At 64.3% G+C, this 18479-nt stretch carries 17 protein-coding genes; 8 read left to right on the plus strand and 9 right to left on the minus strand.

The features are described 5' to 3' along the window. Nucleotides 1-291: 291 nt before the first annotated feature. Nucleotides 292-933: a cadmium resistance transporter gene (locus ACJEIK_RS14590; RefSeq protein ID WP_079481877.1), complete on the minus strand. Its 642-nt coding sequence runs from the start codon at nucleotides 931-933 to the stop codon at nucleotides 292-294. 138 nt (nucleotides 934-1071) lie between these two features. Beyond that, nucleotides 1072-1461: a heavy metal-responsive transcriptional regulator gene (locus ACJEIK_RS14595; RefSeq protein ID WP_005148625.1), complete on the minus strand. Its 390-nt coding sequence runs from the start codon at nucleotides 1459-1461 to the stop codon at nucleotides 1072-1074. A gap of 56 nt (nucleotides 1462-1517) precedes the next feature. On the opposite strand from ACJEIK_RS14595, the gene merA reads away from it, so the two are divergent. Genes merA through ACJEIK_RS14620 form a run of 5 tightly spaced genes read left to right on the plus strand, consistent with a single transcriptional unit; the run spans nucleotide 1518 to nucleotide 5304 of the window. Further along, nucleotides 1518-2921 (plus strand): mercury(II) reductase, encoded by a 1404-nt coding sequence (gene merA, locus ACJEIK_RS14600; RefSeq protein ID WP_005148655.1) that lies wholly within the window; start codon nucleotides 1518-1520, stop codon nucleotides 2919-2921. Nucleotides 2922-2947: 26 nt separating this feature from the next. Then, on the plus strand, nucleotides 2948-3589 hold the full coding sequence (gene merB / locus ACJEIK_RS14605; protein ID WP_005148656.1) for an organomercurial lyase MerB: 642 nt from the start codon (nucleotides 2948-2950) through the stop codon (nucleotides 3587-3589). 32 nt (nucleotides 3590-3621) lie between these two features. Continuing rightward, nucleotides 3622-3912 carry a hypothetical protein gene (locus ACJEIK_RS14610; protein WP_005148657.1) on the plus strand — a complete coding sequence of 97 codons (291 nt, stop codon included), beginning with the start codon at nucleotides 3622-3624 and terminating at the stop codon, nucleotides 3910-3912. A 46-nt stretch (nucleotides 3913-3958) separates the two neighbouring features. Beyond that, a complete protein-coding gene (locus ACJEIK_RS14615; RefSeq protein WP_225433764.1) occupies nucleotides 3959-4459 on the plus strand; it encodes a TlpA family protein disulfide reductase in 501 nt (166 codons plus the stop codon). Next, nucleotides 4456-5304: a cytochrome c biogenesis CcdA family protein gene (locus ACJEIK_RS14620; RefSeq protein WP_024444598.1), complete on the plus strand. Its 849-nt coding sequence runs from the start codon at nucleotides 4456-4458 to the stop codon at nucleotides 5302-5304. The genes ACJEIK_RS14615 and ACJEIK_RS14620 overlap by 4 nt, the downstream gene beginning before the upstream one ends. A gap of 136 nt (nucleotides 5305-5440) precedes the next feature. Here ACJEIK_RS14620 and ACJEIK_RS14625 read toward each other — a convergent pair whose 3' ends face one another. From ACJEIK_RS14625 to ACJEIK_RS14640, 4 genes are all read right to left on the minus strand, one after another. Further along, nucleotides 5441-5986 (minus strand): hypothetical protein, encoded by a 546-nt coding sequence (locus tag ACJEIK_RS14625; protein WP_226522004.1) that lies wholly within the window; start codon nucleotides 5984-5986, stop codon nucleotides 5441-5443. 298 nt (nucleotides 5987-6284) lie between these two features. After that, nucleotides 6285-7313 (minus strand): ATP-binding protein, encoded by a 1029-nt coding sequence (locus ACJEIK_RS14630; protein WP_005148661.1) that lies wholly within the window; start codon nucleotides 7311-7313, stop codon nucleotides 6285-6287. Next, complete coding sequence (locus ACJEIK_RS14635) at nucleotides 7301-9265, minus strand: Mu transposase C-terminal domain-containing protein (protein ID WP_005148662.1); 1965 nt, start codon at nucleotides 9263-9265, stop codon at nucleotides 7301-7303. The genes ACJEIK_RS14630 and ACJEIK_RS14635 overlap by 13 nt, the downstream gene beginning before the upstream one ends. A gap of 123 nt (nucleotides 9266-9388) precedes the next feature. After that, the gene (locus tag ACJEIK_RS14640; RefSeq protein ID WP_011894084.1) at nucleotides 9389-10129 is read right to left on the minus strand and encodes a TnsA-like heteromeric transposase endonuclease subunit; all 741 of its coding nucleotides are present in this window, start codon (nucleotides 10127-10129) and stop codon (nucleotides 9389-9391) included. A 462-nt stretch (nucleotides 10130-10591) separates the two neighbouring features. Between ACJEIK_RS14640 and ACJEIK_RS14645 the strand changes: the two genes are divergently transcribed. Further along, a complete protein-coding gene (locus ACJEIK_RS14645) occupies nucleotides 10592-11425 on the plus strand; it encodes a DUF4436 domain-containing protein (protein WP_212814813.1) in 834 nt (277 codons plus the stop codon). A gap of 21 nt (nucleotides 11426-11446) precedes the next feature. Here ACJEIK_RS14645 and ACJEIK_RS14650 read toward each other — a convergent pair whose 3' ends face one another. After that, entirely contained in the window at nucleotides 11447-12493 is a 1047-nt protein-coding gene (locus ACJEIK_RS14650) for an alpha/beta fold hydrolase (protein WP_212811431.1), read from the minus strand. A 154-nt stretch (nucleotides 12494-12647) separates the two neighbouring features. Here ACJEIK_RS14650 and ACJEIK_RS14655 point away from each other — a divergent pair, with 154 nt between their 5' ends. Then, the gene (locus ACJEIK_RS14655; protein ID WP_212811432.1) at nucleotides 12648-13322 is read left to right on the plus strand and encodes a GNAT family N-acetyltransferase; all 675 of its coding nucleotides are present in this window, start codon (nucleotides 12648-12650) and stop codon (nucleotides 13320-13322) included. Between the two features lie 170 nt (nucleotides 13323-13492). Next, nucleotides 13493-15160, plus strand: a complete 1668-nt coding sequence (locus tag ACJEIK_RS14660) for a sugar transferase (protein ID WP_244872544.1) — start codon at nucleotides 13493-13495, stop codon at nucleotides 15158-15160. 1111 nt (nucleotides 15161-16271) lie between these two features. Here the strand turns inward: ACJEIK_RS14660 and ACJEIK_RS14665 are convergent. Both ACJEIK_RS14665 and ACJEIK_RS14670 read right to left on the minus strand, forming a co-directional pair. Beyond that, nucleotides 16272-17204 carry an amino acid--[acyl-carrier-protein] ligase gene (locus ACJEIK_RS14665; RefSeq protein WP_064860118.1) on the minus strand — a complete coding sequence of 311 codons (933 nt, stop codon included), beginning with the start codon at nucleotides 17202-17204 and terminating at the stop codon, nucleotides 16272-16274. 10 nt (nucleotides 17205-17214) lie between these two features. Further along, nucleotides 17215-18381 (minus strand): acyl-CoA dehydrogenase family protein, encoded by a 1167-nt coding sequence (locus ACJEIK_RS14670; protein ID WP_064860131.1) that lies wholly within the window; start codon nucleotides 18379-18381, stop codon nucleotides 17215-17217. Nucleotides 18382-18479 lie beyond the last annotated feature (98 nt).

Genomic DNA, 18479 nt, shown 5'->3' on the forward strand with positions numbered 1-18479 from the left:
CTGCGAGCGCAGCAGGGTAGCCGGAATGGTCTCCTGTCGATTCCGTTGGCTCGGGTACGTCTTCGGTATAACTACTGTGATCGTGTCTCTCGTGACACACGATCATGATTCTGTGGTGCGCTCGCTCGTGTTGGTAGTTCGGGTGCCGGCTGCGGCCTTTGAGCACCTTGGCCACCGCCCGTTTTAGATTGTCATAGCGGATACGGGCCGGGACATCACCAAAGTGGTTGAACGCCAACACATGCCGATGCAGGAGCGCCTCCTGGCCCTGAGTGGTGAAGTTGCTCCGAGCTAGAGGGCGAACGCTCCGCCTTTGATGAGGATGAGGGCCCCGATTGTGATCAGTGCAACGGGCAGAACGATGTGGCCCCAGCGTGAGAGTGCTTTGGCGATGATCGGGTGGGAGGCGAAATATCGGCCGGCCGCGCACCAGATGGCCACACCGATGAGGAACACGATGATGTAAACACCGATGGTGGCGATCGTTGAGACGGCGAAGATCGGAACGTACACGCCGATGTTGTCGCCGCCGTTGGCGAAGGTGATGACTGCGACCTGCCAGGTGCCAGGCGTCAACAGTGTTGCGGGATCATCGGTCGGCGCCGGTTGGGTGCGGCGATCCCGCCAGGCCAGCCATGCCGCCCGCAGCCCCAACACGATGGGCAGCAGCCCGAAGTACGGCAGTGCGGCTGGAGGAAGCAGCGTGGCACCCAGGAGTGCGCCGCCGACCGAAACTGCCAAGATGGCGGTGAAGCCGAGGTACTGACCGGCGGTCACTCGGATGGCTGCGCCACGATGACCGGGCGCCTGGCCGAACATCACCGCGAGGACCACGATGTCGTCGATATTGGTGATGGCGAAGGTGGCGATCGCCTGAACGAGTGTGGCTGGGCTCAGCACGGCCAATGCGACCAGCTTCGAGTGAAATCCCACCGCATCGGGTGAGCCTACTGCTCAGCAGGCCCCGCGCTCCCGCGCACCAACGACCTCCAGTGGGGCGGAAATTCATGACGACTGCCGGGGTCAACGGACTTGACGAAATACATGCCTCCGGTGCCACGGAGGTGGCTCCTAGAGGTATCGACATACGTCATCGGCGCTGCATGATTCCGGGTCGACGCTTTCGGCGCCCTGCCGCAGCCGGGCGATGGTCTCGCGCAGTGCCACCAGTGCGCTGATCTGCTCGTCGAGGTCGGTCAGTCGGATGTCGAGCAGGTCGCGCACGTGCGTGCACGGCGCGTGGCCGCTGTCACGGATGTCGAGGATCTGCCGAATCTGGGCGAGGCTGAACCCGGCGGCCTGTCCCCGTCGGATGAAGCCGACCCGGGCGATCGTGTCGGCGGCATAGTCGCGATACCCCGCCGGGGAACGTTCGGCGGGCGGGAGCAGGCCTTCGTCTTCGTAGTAGCGCAGCGTCGCGGTGGTGGCCCCGGTCGCCTCGGCGAGCTTCCCGATTCTCACGATGTCTCCTCAGAACACTTGACCTTCAAGCCTACTTGAAGGTCAAGGATGGGTGCATGAGTCAGGGATTGGACCTCGCGGTCATCGGTTCCGGCGGCGCGGCGATGGCCGCGGCGATCCGCGCTACCGCGCTCGGCAAGTCCGTCGTCATGATCGAGCGCGGCATCTTCGGTGGCACGTGTGTCAACACCGGCTGCGTGCCGTCAAAGGCCCTGATCGCAGCGGCCGAGGCCCGGCATACCGCAGCCGACACTGCCCGGTTCCCGGGGATCGCCACCACGGCCGGCCCGGTGGACATGGCGGCCCTGATCGCCGGCACGCACGATCTGGTGGAGTCGCTGCGCTCAGAGAAGTACCTCAACGTGGCCGAATCGTATGGCTGGCAGCGCATTCAGGGCCAAGCGCGGTTCGCCGGAACCCCGGACGCGCCCGTCATCGAGGTCGGCGATGCCACCATCGAGGCCGAGCACTACCTGATCGCCACCGGCGCGAACCCAGTCATCCCGCCCGCATTCGAGGGCGTCGCCTACCTGACCTCGACCACCGCGATGGAAGTCACCGAGGTCCCGGAGTCGCTGCTGGTGATCGGCGGCGGCTACGTCGCGTTGGAGCAGGCGCAACTGTTCGCCCGGCTCGGGTCAACGGTGACGGTGCTGGTCCGCTCCACGCTGGCATCGAAGGAAGAGCCGGAAGTCGGCATGGCGCTGCTGGAGGTGTTCGCCGACGACGGCATCCGGGTGGTGCGCCGCGCCACGGTGAGCGAGGTCGAGCAGGCCGACGATCAGGTCACGGTCACCGCGACCATCACCGGCGGAACGCAGCAGTTCCGTGCCGCGAAAGTCCTCGTCGCCACCGGCCGCCGTCCGAACACCGACGGCCTGAATCTCGAAGCGGTGCAGGTCAAAACCGGCGAGAACAACGAGGTCGTGGTGAGCGACGGGCTGCAGTCGTCGAACCCACGGATCTGGGCGGCCGGCGACGTGACCGGGCACCGCGAGTTCGTCTACGTCGCCGCCCATCACGGCGCGATGGTCGCCGACAACATCTTCACCGACGCCGGCCGCAGGGTCGACTACCGCCATCTGCCCCGCGTGACGTTCACCAGCCCCGCGGTCGGTGCGGCCGGGACGACCGAGGCCGAGCTCCTCGCCGCCGGGACACGGTGCGACTGCCGGGTGCTGCCGCTAAAACATGTGCCGCGTGCGGTGGTCAACCGAGACACCCGCGGTTTCATCAAACTCGTCGCCGACGCCGGCACCGGCCGCATCCACGGCATCACCGCCGTCGCCAAGGATGCTGGCGAGATCGCCGCCGCCGCGGTCTACATCCTCGACGCCGCGATGACCGTCGACCAGGTCGCCGGGTCCTGGGCCCCGTATCTGACCATGGCCGAAGGCATCAAAATCGCCGCCCAGTCCTTCAGCGCCGATATGTCCCGACTGTCCTGCTGCGCATCCTGACGCATGGCTCACTCGAAAGGTTCCTGATGCCCAATTTCCTTGACCGCCTGACCATTCCGGAAGAGTCCGGGCTCGACCCGACGATGCTGGTGCCGTTGCTGCGGCTGCTCGCCGCCGGCGAGCCGGTCACCGTGGAGGCGCTCGCCGCGGCCGTCGGCCTCCCGGTTGACGAGGTGACCCGGCGTCTGGCCGCGGTACCCGACACCGAATACGACGAGCAGGGCCGCATCGTCGGCCAGGGCCTGACCCTGCGCCCGACCCGCCACCGATTCACCGTGGCCGGCCAAGAGCTCTACACCTGGTGCGCCCTGGACACCCTCATCTTTCCCACCATCCTGGACCGGCCCGCCAGCATCGAATCCGAATCACCCGTCAGCGGGCACCCGATCAGGGTCTCGGTCGGCGAAAACGGTGTCACCAGCGTGCAGCCCGAGACCGCGGTGGTCTCGCTGGTCAACCCCGACGACCTCACCTCGATCCGGTCCTCATTCTGCAACCAGGTGCACTACTTCACCTGCGCGCAGGACGCCGCGCCGTGGCTCGCCGAGCACCCCGAAGGTCAGATCGTCAGCGTCGCTGAGGCCCACCAACTCGGCGCAGCCCTGACCACACAAATCCTTACCCAGCTCCATACCCCGCCAACTGCCCACCCCGGCTGCTGCAGCTGACCAGCCGCACCCAACCTGATGAGGAGAAATCAATGAATCAACGTCCACGAAGAAATCCCGTGCTGCTGGGTGCGGCAGCGGTGCTGGTGACGGCCCTGTGTTGCGCCGCGCCAGTCCTGATCGCCGGCGGCGCGCTCGCCGCCGTGTGTGGACTGCTCGAGAATCCATGGGTCATCGGGGCAGCCGTCGCGCTGCTGCTGGCGGCTGTGGTCGCCTTCGCCCGCCGCGGTCAACGCGGCGATCACTGCTGTCCCGCCGACAGCCATTCACCCGCGACGCACACGCTCGACGACCTGACGAAAGGAAGCATCGACAATGTCTGAAACGCGTTCGTTTACACCCCACAGGTGGGCGGGCGTTACGGCTGTGATGCTGGCAGCGGGCGCGCTGACCGCGTGCGGCCAATCGGCCACAACCAGCAATCCGACCTCACCGCCACACGCCAACGCCACAACCCAGGCGACGGCGGCGACACTGACCACGGTGGACGGCAAAACCGTCGAACTGCCCGCTGCCGCCCCGACCGCGATCCTGTTCTTCTCCTACGGGTGCGGCGAATGCGTCGGCGGCGGTAAATCCCTGGCCGCTGCTCGGGCGGCCGTGGAGAAAGCCGGAGGCAGCGCCAAGTTCCTAGCCGTCGACATCGTCCCCACCGAGAAACCCGCCGATGTTCGCCACTTCCTGGACCAGATCGGCGGCACCAGCCTGCCCGCGGTCGTCGATACTAACGGGGCCCTGACCAGCCGCTACCAGGTGACCGCGCCGACCACCGCCCTCGTCATCGACCCGTCCGGGCAGATCAGCTACCGCGGCCACGCCCCGTCCCAGGATCAGATCCTGGCCGCCCTCGGCAGCAGCGCCGCACGGTGAACCTGCTCGCGCTCGCGTTTACCGCTGGCATGCTCGCCCCGGTCAACCCCTGCGGGTTCGCGCTGCTACCGGCGTGGATCACCGGCACCATCGCCACCGGCGGCACCGATGCGGTGCTCGTGCGGCTGGCCCGGGCACTGCGCACCGGGGCCGTCCTGACCATCGGGTTCACCGGCACCCTCACCCTCGCCGGTATCGCGATCAGTGCCGGTGCCCGGACCCTGGTGACGGCTGCTCCCTGGCTCGGGATCACGATCGGGCTCACCCTGGCCATCTTGGGCGGCTTCATGCTCACCGGCCGCACCATCGGTCTGCGTATGCCTGCCCGGACGCGTCATCGGCCGGACTCCCCAACAGCCGGTGGTGTGCTCGCGGCCGGAATCGGCTACGCCCTGGCGTCACTGTCCTGCACCTTCGGGGTACTGCTCGCGGTGATCGCCCAGGCCCAGGCCACCAGCGGATGGGGCGGTCTGCTGGCAGTGTTCACCGCATACACAGCCGGTGCCGCCACCATCTTGATGCTGGTCAGCGTCGGCACCGCCATCGCCGGCACGGCCCTGACCCGGCATCTGGGTATCCTCGCCCGCCACGGGACCCGCGTCACCGCCGTTGTCCTCATCGCCACCGGCGCCTACCTCGCGTGGTACTGGCTGCCCGCGGCCACCGGGCACACCGCCAGCGGCGGCAACCTGCTCACCGGCTGGTCGGCCACCGCGACCGGATGGCTGCAGGACCACGCCCTCCCGGCCAGCGTCATTGCCGCCTTCGCTGTGGTGGTCAGCGCGGTGGCCGCGTGCTGGACCACCCACCGCCGGCCAATCACCGGCAAGCAGCGCCGCCGGTGATGATTCACCGGCCGATACACCCAGCCAGATACCACTGTCCCTAACGATTAGAAAGCCGATAGATACAACCGTCGGACACAGTCAGATGCACACCACAAGTGCCTTACTGATAAGGCACATTCAAGACTGCCGACCCCTAAGCGCGACACGCCAGTTCTGCGCCGTCTGAGCGTGTCGTCAATACGGCAGTGGCGAATAGGCGTCGGTACTGCGCCCATTGCTCGACGGGGGTGGCGTCGGCATGGTGGGCGCCGGTGCGTTCGTTGATGCGGTCGAGCAGTAGCGTCGGCCAGGCGGGTTCCGTTGGCGTCCTGGGCTGTTCAACCCGAGGGCGAGCTGTGAGCAATGTTGCGGCTACGGCGATCACATCGGGGTAGGCCACCACGTGCGCTTCTAGGCCATTCTGCAGAATCCCCGCCGCCACGTGACGCTCTGCGTGAGCCCAGAAGACCAGGATGTGGCGGGCGTCGCCCAAGGCGTCATGAAGGTCGACCTCTGAATACTGACGGGCCAAGCGCCGATGCGTGCGCCCGGCACTGAGCACCGTGGGCCGGTCACGAAGATCCACCTGGTCGTCAAGAACGCGCGTTGGTGAACCGATCCAGCGTCGGTGACGGTGGCATACGGAGACATGTGCAGGCAGGTAGCAGTAGACGGGTTCGTGTATTCCCTTGCGTGCCATACATCTTTGACACAAAGGGCGGCGGAGATATTGCTTGAGCGCGGTGGGGTCGCCAGCAAGCCCGCAGAGACGGGACCGGATTACCTGCTCAGGTTGGCCGCTGACGACGGCCAACCAGTCCGGTCGCGGCCGGGCTGCGCATGATTCGGCGACATGGCCGCGCAGTGTGGAGACGCCGATATGGTTGGCGCGGGCCAGCCTGTCGATGTAGGACGATACGGCTTCCCAACGGAACGGTGCGATCGTTCGCGGGAGCCGCTGGCGTGGTCCGCGCGGCCACGGCCTGACAGTTGCCACGTCAGCTGGCCGTGCGGGCCGCGGCCGTGTGGGCGGCGTAGTCGATCAAAATATCGTCCATGGCCTCGCGGGTGATGTGCTCGGTGCCGTCGAGCATCGCTTGGATTGCTGAAGCCCGGATCAAGTGGGCCAGGCTGCCGATCATCCCGCCGGTGCGGCGGTGCAGGTAACGGGCCTGGGCGACAAGGCTTCCCGGTTCGTGTCGATGCAGACGCAAGGTACCTTCCATGGCGGCGACGAGTTGTCGCCACTCCTTGGCGTCGGGGAATGCGCTGGTGTGGATCACCCCGCAACGGCCGGCCAACTGCCGTCCCCGCGTGCCGGTGAACAGCCCCGAGCGTTCCACTTCGATCCCGGCGTAAACGAATGTCGCAGGCAGATGCTCGGTGAAGTATTTGAGGTGGTCGGACAGTTCTTCGCCGGCGCGGGTGTCGAGGTTGAGGTTGTGGATTTCATCGACCACCACGATGTCGGTACGGGCATCGATGAGCACCTGGCACACGGCATCGGAAATATCGGTCACGTTCATCCGCTGATTGAGCGTGGGAAGCCCCAGAAACCGTGCGAACTCCATCGCCAACTTGCGGGGCGACCCTTTCGGCGGGGCCGTCACATACACCACCGGAATCCGGCTCTCATCGCCGGGAAACCGTGCACGGGTGCGCAATTCGTGAAACCGACCCAGTTGCTTGATCGCCGTAGTTTTCCCCGTCGCTGCCCCGCCGGAGATGATCAGCCCGCGCCGGGCCCCGATCTCGCGCTGGTTGAGCAATGTCAACAGCCGGCCCTGATGGGTGATCGCTTCGATCGCCGACGTGGTGACCACCACCAGCTCCGAATGATGCGCAACCCGGGCCTCGTTGTAGGCCGTCCGCTCGTCCTCACCGAGGCTGGCCCACTCGTCGTCGGCGAGCAACGTGAACTCCGGCGGATCGGCATCAACAAAACGCCGCCAGCCCTCCAGCGTCGTGGTCGGCTGGCGGCGATCCTCTAACTGACCCACCGCCGCAATCTCGGTCACAGTCGCCACGTTTGGGCCTCCTTGCGTGCATCAAACACCGGCAGGGGTATGACCTCCGCCATCTCGCCGTCATCGTCGAAAGTCTCGTTGTCGGCGGCCCGTTCCGACGGTGACGGGCCATGATGTTCGGATGATTCCGTCGGGTCCGGCCAGTCCCGGCCGGCGCTCGCGGCGCTGGTCCGTCCAGTCACTCGGCGCTCGGCTTTCGTCTGCTGCTGCGGCCCAGCGGCGGCGCGGTCCAGCAAGTCCTCCGCGATGGCCGCAATCTCCGCTTCCTGGGTCTTCTGGGCCCCTCTGCGGTCGGCTACGGAGCGGGCGTGGCGCCACAGTGTCTCGCCGAACGGCACCGGCGAGGACCGAAGGTGCGTCCACGTCGCGGCCAGCCATCCGTCTTCGTGGTGATTGCGCACCCAAATCCTCGACACGTCATACGGGTCGTAGTGCACTTCCCACTGTCCGTTACGGGCATCGACCCCGGAATGCTGGCGCCGGTATGGGTTGAGCGCCTTGGCGTCATAGGTGCGATGGTTGATCCGGACCCCGTAACTGTTGATTGTGCGCCACTGCACGGGAAGCAATTCGATATAGTCGTCGGCGTCCAGTGGGACCGGTACATAGCCAGCCACCTCAACGAGGGCAGTGTATTTCTCGTTGGGAGACAACGCTTTCCCCGGCGTCACCGGATCCCGCAGGCCATCGTGGGGGCGGTTCTGCCACACCGCGATGATCCACTCGTCCAGCAGCGCCTGCAGCTCAATCATCGACCACACCGCGTCGTCCTCGGCGTTTTTCCCACGCCGCTCCACCGATGAACCGACGTAACCGGCCACGTACTGTGCGAACAGGGTGCCCACCGACTGCAATGTCCGCTCGATCTTCGGCTTATCGGTCGGGCAGTCGGGATGAGCCGGCTGCAGATTGATCCCCAATGTGCAGCACGCTTGCCGAAATGTTTGGGACAGATACGCTTTCCCGTGATCGCAGACGATCGTCTCGGGAGCGATCACCGGCCTGGCCGCAGCATCGGCCAGGCGCTGATCGACACTGGTCAGGCTGTGGTGCGGAAGTACCGACCGGGACATCCGCAGCGCATCGGCCCATCCCGGGCGCATCGGTTCGGGCGTCAATGCCCGCGCCAAGAGCAGTGACGCGTCCACTGCTTTGGTCGTCGGTCGCAGCACCGCGGCCGGGATGGACCGCGTAGCGTTGTCGACCATCGCAGTCAGCTCGACTCGGTCTACCATGCCGTCATCGAGCACTACCCGTACATCCAGAAGGGTTGAATCGATTTCCACCATCTCGCCGGGGCGCACCACGGTGATCGACCCGAATGGGCCATCGGGCTGCTTGGACAGCGATCGCCGCGTCCGTGCTGACCCGAACGTGTGCCGTCCTTCCGCGAGGCGCTTGACCAGCCGGTAGAAGGTGGGCTGCGACGGCATCGCGGGCGCGTCGTCGGCACCATAGGTGGCCACCAGCGTCTTGGCGACCCGCCGTTGCAGACGCTGCACCGTTCCCGTTGACAGGTCGGTCTCGCCCTCGATCGCATCCCGCACCGCGGCGACGACACGGTCGTCCACACGGCCGAATACCGCGCGCCGCCGATTATGGCGCCCGTCAACCACTCCCAGGAGCCCGTCCCGTTCGTAGGCAAATCGGCGACGCTGCAACGCATTCCGACTCACGTCGTGGCCGGCGGCACGCAGCTCGTCCAACTTGGCCAGCTCACGCTGCCGCAGAGATCGTTTCGCCGTGTCGAACTCTGGGCGGGGACGAATGCCCGCGGCCGTCCCAGGCGGGCGGCCGCTGAGGATCTCCACGATGTGGCGCTCCCACCACCGTGCTTGCTCGACGGCTGCCTCGGGAATGCCAGCCAGCATTTCCTCAGAACACAGTGGCGGTCGCGACCCCGACACCAATTCCAATGCCGGATCAACCATCAGCTGCGAGAGCGGCACCACAATCTGCTCGCCGACAGCGTCAACCAGTCGAGCTGATCCGCCCGACAGGGTTACGACGGTGAAAACACCTGCTGATAAACGGATTTCGTCTCCCTCTCGGACGACACCCGTTCGCACGTCAGGTCACCACCCGGTCCCGAGGCCAATCGCCGTGTCGTCGCCAAGTGCCGCTCCTTGCAGATCGGCAACTAAACGGCCGTGCCAGAGCAGATGAAACAGTACGGGCAGCACCACCAAAGGAGTCCCGACCGCGTGCACACCAGCCATCAACGGACGGACCCGAGCGAAGACCTCCGCCAGTTGATCAGCCAAACCGATCTTCAATACTCGCGGATGCCGATAACCCGACAACCAACGTAGATTCGCCCGCAGCACTGGATCGAGGGAACCGACACGCAGGTAATCCCAACCGACCATCGCGCACGTGGCGGCAGACCGATCGAACACGTCCCGATCAGCGTCAGAGATCCGGTCGTCCTCACGAACGTCGACTACGACGACAGATCCATCGCGGCGCCGCACGAAGTAGTCAGGAGCATGCCGCGTGCCGTCACGCCAATGAATCCAAAATGGTTGCGACAGAACACCAACAACATCCGGATCGGCATCCAACGCCATCAACTGGTCACGTTCTACCCAGGACTCGTGACCTACATGTGCGCCGGTTGTGGCGAACCACCACAGCCCGGGAAAGTTACGCTGACCTCGAAACGAGGGGAAATTCCGCACTGGTGAACAGTCCAACTCAAACCGGGTTGCAGCACATCGGTCCAGCGATTGCCGCGTGCATCCCTCGCGGGTGTTGAACTCCAAGTCCACTGCACTCGCTACACCTGGCCCAGCCGAAACAGCCGACGTCAGCACACATAAACGCTAAGCCTCGTGCCCCAGATTCAATGAGAAAGACACGCACTTACCCCAGATTCAATGAGAATGCCCCAGAATCAATGAGAACGGACAGGAGTGACGGTCGGCCACACAACCTCGCGTTGTGAGCCTGAATGGGTCGAGCGCCGCCCGAGGATCGACATGTCGACAGGGTCGCCCCGGCCGCCCCCATTCTGTAGTGCGGGTTCAGCCATGGCTATTCGTCACTGTGACGAATAGCCATGGGCCGCAATGGAGTTGGTCATTCGCAGGCAACGTCGCTGCCACCGCCCGACGATAAGCTCGACCGAAAGCCACGTCCGGCCTTAGTCGCGGGGCGTGATGGCACCCATTGAATCCCGACAATCTGCGCGACGCGTGAGCGTTGAGGCAACGGTATACCGACGCGCACCGCAGCACCTGACTTACACTGCTGTCAATTATGCGGGAGGGTCGCCTATGAAAGTCCGGGTAGTCGCCAGCGTGGCGGTCATCGTCGCCCTGTATCTCACGACGATCGCACTGTACGCGAGGACCGGCCTCGGACACCCAAGCCAAATCAGCGAGCCGATACCGACAGGCGATGGCACCACCGTCACCATCGACTTGAACGAGGTCCATTCGGTCAAAGGCGACATGGTGGCCAACGTGACCGTCGTTCCCGGTCCGGCGCTGCTGGACCCGCAAACGCACAGCCTTACCGAAGATCTCAGTGTCGCAGTGCAATCCGCAGTGACACCGACCCGCCGCACATGGACGAAAGGCATGGTGCCCGACGTCTTTCCCGTGGCGCTGATCCTGTCCGGCGACCCTGGCAGCTATCCATTCGACCATTACCGCTCGGGCCCGATCACCGTCGAACTGTTTCGCGGTGCGTCACACGTACCGATACGAGTGACGCCCGCGTTCTTCGATCGGGTGCCCGGATGGATGTTCCACATTCCGGCCGGCAGCAACGACGCCGCACCGGGTGTCTACCGCGTCAAGGCGCAGCGCTCCCCCAGCACAGCCGCATTCGCCGCAGTCCTCGTCGGCGCGCTCGTCACGATTGCCGTACTGGGAGCGGTGGTCGCGGTACAAACCGCACGCAACCGCCGCAAGTTTCAGCCGCCCATGACGACATGGTTTGCCGCAATGCTTTTCGCAGTGGTGCCGCTGCGCAACGCGCTGCCCGACGCTCCACCCATCGGAACGTGGATCGACGTGTCCGTAGTGCTCTGGGTGATCGTGACACTGGTGGCCTCGATGAGCTTGTACATCACCTGCTGGTGGCGCCACCTCAAGCCCGAATAGAACGGCCGCCGGCAGACACTCCTAACGGCTGTCCAGTTCCTTCAGGAAGTCGTCGATCGCCGGCCACGTCTCGGTGACACCGGCCGACAATGCGACCAAGCCGAGATGGCTGGCTTCCACAGTGGCGAACCGAACATCGGCCGACTTCAGCATGGTCACCCCGTTGTGCACGCATTCCCACGGCGCGATGGCGTCCCGGTGGCTGCCGAACAGTTGGATCGGCAGTGTCAATGACGTCAGGTCAAGGGTCCGGCCCGCGACATTGACGACGCCGGTGGCGATCTCGTCGTGGTAGATCAGCCGGCCCCACATCTGAGATACGGCGCGCCCCGGATATCCCGGGAACGCGTCCTGGAAGCGGTCGATCACTTCGGCCCTGGCCAAGGCTTCGGTGTTGCCCAGGTTGTTGAGGACGAACCACGGTCGCTTGAGTTCGCGATCCCAGGACGTCGCGCGGTAAGCGGCCTGCACCACCGGAGCGGGCACCCCGCCCATGGCGCGCAGGACGGTGGTGACCGCATAGCCGTTGGTGGGCTTGGTGATTCGTCGGACTTCCGGGTAGCCGGGGATTCGGCCGTAATCCAGCGGCGTGCCGATGCCGGTGATCGAACGGATGGGCAGGTCCTTGTTGGCAGCCGCGGTGAACAGGCTGAGTGTGCCGCCGAGGCTCCAACCGATCAGGTCGAGTTCCTGAGCCCCGGAATCGATGAGCACCCGCTCGATGGCTTCCGGCAGGATGTCTGCGAAGAAGGCCTCCAAACCGAGATGCCGGTCAGCCCAGCCGATTTCGCCGTAGTCGACCACATACGGGGTACGGCCCTGTTCCAGCAGGTGAGCCACCAGCGATTGACCCGGCGACAAGTCGTAGCAGGTCGCCGAAGCGGCCAGTGGTGGTACCAGCAGAACCGGCACCAGTGCGGACTCGCGTCCGTCCGACTGGCCGTAGCGCCGCAGTTGGCGGTGCGGTTCATCGAACAGCACCACATGCTCGGTCGGCTCCGGTGGGCAGACACCATCGCCGAGCGTGATGGCGAACAGGTTGCGCGCCGAGGTCGCAAGCGAGGGCATGGTCGGGCAGTCTATCTTCTGCCTCCCCGCCCAGAATGGTTGGGAATAGGCAGGGCTACAAACGCGATTCAATCCTCGTGAATCCAAAGCCTTCCCGGCAGGGCCGTCGCCAGCGGCGTCCTGACGCCGTCTCGCCGTCTGGGATGATCGAGACGTGACCGATGTGCTCGCCGATCCCGTCAACGCCGCGCTGGACGGCCCGCACAGCCGATTCCGTGAAGTCAGCGGACGAATCCAGCGATATCACCCGGACGTGTCGGTGTTCTATGGTCACCCACGCGAGCTGACCGACGAGGACTACAGCCACGTCGCCCGCCTGGCCGGGCCCACCAAGATTGCGGTACTTCGCGACCGCGCCACGCCACTGCCCGCGGGATGGTCCGTCGTCGAGACATTCGGTTTGGTCCAATTTGAAGGTAGCGGCGTCGATACCGCGCCCGAACCGGCGGCGATACCGCTCACAGCGGCCGACGTACCCGAGATGACCGCTCTCGTCGAGCAGACCAAACCCGGGCCGTTCCTGCCCCGGACCATCGAACTCGGAACGTACCTCGGCATCCGTACCGCCGACGGTTCGCTTGTTGCGATGGCCGGCGAGCGGATGCGTCCGACCGGCTACACGGAAATCAGCGCAGTCTGCACCGCCCCCGAAGCCCGCGGACAGGGCCTGGCATCCCGCCTGATCCGCGCGATCGCACACGGCATCCGCGAGCGCGGCGAAACTCCGTTCCTCCATACCTCGAGCGACAACCCGGCTCAGACGCTCTACAAGGCGATGGGTTTCACCCTGACGCGCACGGTCCCCCTCGAGATCATCCGCATTTCCTGACGCCCCAGAGCAGTCAGGTCTCGTCTCACATGGGTCTGAGGCCAGATGTGATGGCCGTAACACGTGTTGATTAGGTGTCCTACTTGCCTGTTTCAACCCTTAGGTATAAATTTGCTCAAAATCGCATTCGTTAACAGATACAGCATCACGCGAGACCACCGTCGGTCCGCGTGTGGATCCTGAACTGGCAGGTGAATCCTGCAAGCAGCCAGGGATCGAACCCGCCGAGTGAGTCCCGCCCAGCAGAGAGCGCCCCGGTAGCCATGTCGACACCAACCGTAGAAAATGCGCAGGTAAAGTCGGTAATCAAGTCGTCCACCGGTCAGGTCGACACAACAAACCAGCTCAATCTGCAGCCACCACCGGCTACCACAAGCGGCAACCGGGGCAGGTCAATCCGTGAGCAACGTCACGCAAAATATGCACGCCAGCTTATTTTCAGCGACGCACTCGTTATTTGCTCTGCCGTCATCCTCGGGCAGATTTTCCGCTTCGCCGGTGCCGACGCGCGCCCTGTCTACGTCTCCCTCGACGGCGGTCCCCACATCCGCTACCTCGTCGTGTCCGCCATCATCGCCATCGCCTGGATGGGTTTTCTGTCCCTTGGCAGCCGATCAGCCAAAATCGTCGGCCGCGGATTCGATGAATACGTCACCCTCGCTGCGGCCACGCTGCAGCTGTTCGGCCTCATCGCCATCGCCTCGACGCTGTTGCACTTCGACATCTCGCGCGGCTACCTGGCCATCGCTCTGCCCACGGGTCTGGTCGGTCTGATCGCCACCCGCTGGATCTGGCGCAAGATCCACGCGAACAAGCGCCGCCATGGCTACAACCAAAGCCGCCTCCTCGTTGTCGGCGCCACGAGTGCCGCCGCGGACATCGCCACCGAGTTCGCGAAGGATCCGTGGGCGGGGTACCACGTCGCCGGATTCTGCACCCCGATGGGACCCACCCACGCCAAGGAAGTCATCACCATCGCCGGCCGCGACATCCCCATCGTCGGCACCGACGAAGCCATCCTTGCCGCAGTCCTGCACACCAACGCCGACACTGTCGCCCTGGCAGCCACCCACCATCTCAGCCCCACCGACATCCGCCGGCTCATGTGGGAACTGGAAACTCATGGTATCGATCTCATGGTCGCTCCCGGCCTCATCGACATCGCCGACCAACGCCTCACCAGCCGCCCGGTCGCCGGCATGGCCGTCTTCGAGATCACCAAACCCCAATACAGCCGTGCCAATTCGCTCATCAAGCGCACCTTCGACATCGCCTTCGCCGGTGCCGCGCTACTGGCGGTGGCCCCGCTCATGCTCGTCACCGCGCTGGCCGTCAAGCTCACCAGCAGTGGCCCGATCTTCTACAAGGCGGAGCGCATCGGCCTCGACGGCATCCCGTTCAAGATGACCAAGTTCCGCAGCATGTACCAAGACGCCGACACCCGCCAAGCCGACCTGATCGCTGCCAACGGCGGTGGTGCCATGTTCTTCAAGATGAAAGACGACCCCCGTGTCACCCCCATCGGCAAAATCATCCGCAAATACTCCATCGACGAACTCCCCCAATTCCTCAACGTCCTCACCGGACACATGAGCGTCGTCGGACCACGACCCCAAGTCCGCCGCGAAGTCGACACCTACGACGACCTCGTCAGCCGCCGCCTCACCGTCAAACCCGGCCTCACCGGACTCTGGCAAATCAGCGGACGCTCCGACCTAGCGGTCGAAGACGCTGTGCGCCTGGACCTTTCGTACGTCGAAAACTGGTCCCTACTACAAGACCTGCTCATCATCGCCAAAACTGTCCGTACCGTCCTGACTGGCAGCGGCGCCTACTGACAACCGTGGCAACCTACCCACAAAACTCCTGGACCTCGAGCGAGACCGACCCCGATCAACTTCGCTCGAGGTTCAGGCTCGTGAGGAGATGCGGCCGTGGGCACCTCGGCCGCCAGTCCGAGCCCACTATCGGCTTCAGGCAACAGTCCGATGACTCGGGACGGTTGTGATGAAATCAACCAGGCGGCAGGGCAAGGCGCTTTCGCTGACGGTCGCGGGCTTGGTCGTCGGAATTGTCGCCTCCCCGTCAGCGAAGGCAGATCAGCCGCCGCCGCTGGTGAACGATGCACGGCCAGCGGCATCGGGCGCCTCACATGGTCATTCGGTACACGGTGCACATGTGTCGAAAGCGATGAGTGATGGCCGTGATGCCCAGCAGACACCGCTGATGTCCGCCAATCCGTCTCCCCGACCGCGTAAATCGCTGCGTACGGCCAACGTACCCGCGCATAAGGCACCAACCAACAAGAGCCGCCCACTGGAGACCGCGCCGCTATCTCCGGATCAACCAGTTGCCGGATCTAACGAACCCAGTCGAGTCGATGCCCGTTCGCTTCGTCAGCAGGACACCACGATCTTCCCGATTTCCATGAACTCCGCGCTGACATCCAGCCCGCAGTCGAGTGCACGGCAGCGAGGCGACCTTTCAATGCCATCGGCTGACATCGCACCGGTGAGCGTGCGGCGCGCTGTCCGCGGGCGAACCTGGCCGGCCACCACCAGAGACACCGACGTGGTAGCAGGCCCATCACGGTGGGGCACGCTACAAGCCGTCGATATCACCCGGTTCATGCCGACTTATTCATCGCCAGCAGATGGCGTGCGCAGTCCCCTTACAGTCTCCTCGCAGGCACCAATTCCGGGGCTGTCAGATCCGGATATACCGGGAGGAGGATGTCTGATCAGTGGTGCACTCCCCGGCGTTACCGGGATGTTGATCCTCACCATGGTTGGCGTCGCACTCGGTCGTCGGCACACGAAACTGGACGACACTGCCGGTGTCGACCGTCTCCGCTTCATGCCGTGAGGGCAGGACGATGCATCTGAGCGGTTGGATCAACGCATAGCGCATATCGACTGTTAGCAATCGGTTCAGCGATGGACGGCCCTGTCACCATCCGAGTTGCTTCCGGACCAAGGCTGGCCACGAATCCGTCTCGAGACCATGAGTCACCAGGAGCGCCAGCGCAATTCGCTCCATCCCGAACCCGACGCAGGCGCTGTGTGCCGTCGCACCATCGGAAGTCGAGAGGCCGAAGGTCTCACCGAAGTGGTCACGGTGACAGTTGGCTGAGACAACTGCGGTGCCCTCGTCGAGATCCCCGTAGAGGCGCACAACCAACTCAGTCTTCAAGTTCTCGTCACGCTGGTTGGCCGCCAGCATCCGGCCGGCTCGCCCAAAGAAAGGATCATTGGCAGCTTCCGAGCGGGCATCGACCCCGAGCGATGTCAGTACGTCCATGCCGTGCGCCACCCACGAATTACGGTGCACCTCAGCCTGTTCAGGCGAACCGACACGAACGTACTCATGCATCCGGAAGGCCTGCATCCGTGCGGGATCGATCGCTGGTTCGTGCCGGAAGCAGTAGCCGTAGATGTCCATCAGCGCACCGCCTTCCGGCAGCACCTTCGGCAACGTTCCATAACTGGGGTGGCATGCGGCCGAAACCAGCATGGTTCCGGCCGGACTCAGATGCCCGTCCCAGGACATGCCGGCATCACGATCAGCCAGCAGGGCCCGGTGCTCGGCGTTGCCGCCGGTGAATGTCGACACGGCGCCGGTGAGGTTCGGAAAGGACGCAATATAGTCGGTCTTCTCAAACGCCTCGCGCGGATACAGCGGTGGAAAACGCAGAACCACCGCATTGTCACCGTGCACTTCGGCACCTTTGGCGCGGACCGCGATGTCGATACCATCGATGATCTTCTCGAAGGCACCGCTGCGGCCATACAACCCGTCGATCCCGAGCGGGACGAGCAACCCGGCTTCAGTCAATGAATCGCGAAATTCCTTGCGGGCGAGTTCGAGTGAATCGGAAACCATGTGCTGATCGTTACCCCCGGTAGGCCAACACGAGGTTGGCGTTATTCAAGCGAATGCGCTCATTGGAGACCATGAGCTGCGGTCCGAACGCGTCCCGCAGCAGACGTCCCATGGACAATGCATGGTCCTCACGATATCCATTGAGTCCCACAATCCTCAGAGCGTCGGTGACCACTTCGATGACAGCAGTCGACGCCGCGATCTTCAAATTGTTCATCGCGAGGGTGAAGCTGATCGTGGCCTCGTCGGCGTTTGACTCGACCAGCGCCTGATACCGCCGCACTTCGTGCTGCACCATCGACTCGAAACCCTGATGCGCGACAGTCAGATCGGCCAGCAATGTCGCCTGCGGTACGGATTTGCCGGGCGACTTGCGCGCAGCTTGCCGAACGGTGCTACGCGCCTTGGCGTAGGCAGCATCGGCGATACCCAGCCACACTGACGCCCACAGCGTGTGCGACGCAGGCAGCATCGTCGTGGCGAGGATGCTGGCAAAGTCGGCCTGGATCACATTGTCGGGCGACGTCCGAGTCGACAAAAGGTAGCCCGGACTGCATGTCCCCCTAAATCCCAGGGTGTTCCATGTGCTGGTGCGCTCCAATTTCGTGTCCTGGGCGGGACATAGCAGTAGTACCTGATCATTCGCCGAGGCGTCGGGATTGCGTCGCGCCGTGGCACCGATGTAGTCCGCGTGCTCGGCGTACGAGATGACTGGTGCGTTCTTCTCCAACTGCACGCCATCGCCGTCGCTCACCACCGCGCACGTGGATGCACCCAGATCGCCACCAGTAGTCACCTCAGTGGTTGCTGAAGCAATAAGTGATTCATTTGCTGCAATCAACTTTGTCAGCTCGGCGGGCGGCCCCGATCGGGCATATTTGGCTAGCACCAGCGCCTGCGTCTGATGCATTGCGAAGACCATGCCCGCCGCGCTGCAGGCGCCACCCAGGGCGCGCGCGACGACAGCCAACCGGCCGATTGGGAAGTTCCGGCCCCCAAGTTCGACCGGCAGGCCACAAGACAACAATTTTGCGTGCTTGAGAGCCTCGACAGCCTCGTGAGGAAAGCGCGCGTCCCGATCAACGTCGTCAGCGGCCGCGGCCGCCGCTTGCACAGCTTCGGCGAGGCCGGGCACCACAGCCTGGTTCAACGTTGCGACGCCGTCACGGTCGGACATGGACGCTTCCCCCAAAAGTTCTCGACGCATTCCGAATCCGTGGTGGAATGCCATTCGCTACAGCACTGACAGCTAACTCAAAATTCAGTTTGGCCTGT

The organism is Mycobacterium sp. SMC-16, from assembly GCF_046250085.1.
Lineage (GTDB): Bacteria > Actinomycetota > Actinomycetes > Mycobacteriales > Mycobacteriaceae > Mycobacterium > Mycobacterium phocaicum.

Bases quoted from the DNA above. Each gene is read 5' to 3' on its own strand.
- ACJEIK_RS14650 (WP_212811431.1), bottom strand. From the start codon at position 12,493: ATGCCCTCGCTTGCGACCTCGGCGCGCAACCTGTTCGCCATCACGCTC.
- ACJEIK_RS14610 (WP_005148657.1), top strand. From the start codon at position 3,622: ATGAATCAACGTCCACGAAGAAATCCCGTGCTGCTGGGTGCGGCAGCG.
- ACJEIK_RS14615 (WP_225433764.1), top strand. From the start codon at position 3,959: ATGCTGGCAGCGGGCGCGCTGACCGCGTGCGGCCAATCGGCCACAACC.
- ACJEIK_RS14670 (WP_064860131.1), bottom strand. From the start codon at position 18,381: ATGTCCGACCGTGACGGCGTCGCAACGTTGAACCAGGCTGTGGTGCCC.
- merA (WP_005148655.1), top strand. From the start codon at position 1,518: ATGAGTCAGGGATTGGACCTCGCGGTCATCGGTTCCGGCGGCGCGGCG.
- ACJEIK_RS14645 (WP_212814813.1), top strand. From the start codon at position 10,592: ATGAAAGTCCGGGTAGTCGCCAGCGTGGCGGTCATCGTCGCCCTGTAT.
- ACJEIK_RS14665 (WP_064860118.1), bottom strand. From the start codon at position 17,204: ATGGTTTCCGATTCACTCGAACTCGCCCGCAAGGAATTTCGCGATTCA.
- merB (WP_005148656.1), top strand. From the start codon at position 2,948: ATGCCCAATTTCCTTGACCGCCTGACCATTCCGGAAGAGTCCGGGCTC.
- ACJEIK_RS14625 (WP_226522004.1), bottom strand. From the start codon at position 5,986: ATGGCACGCAAGGGAATACACGAACCCGTCTACTGCTACCTGCCTGCA.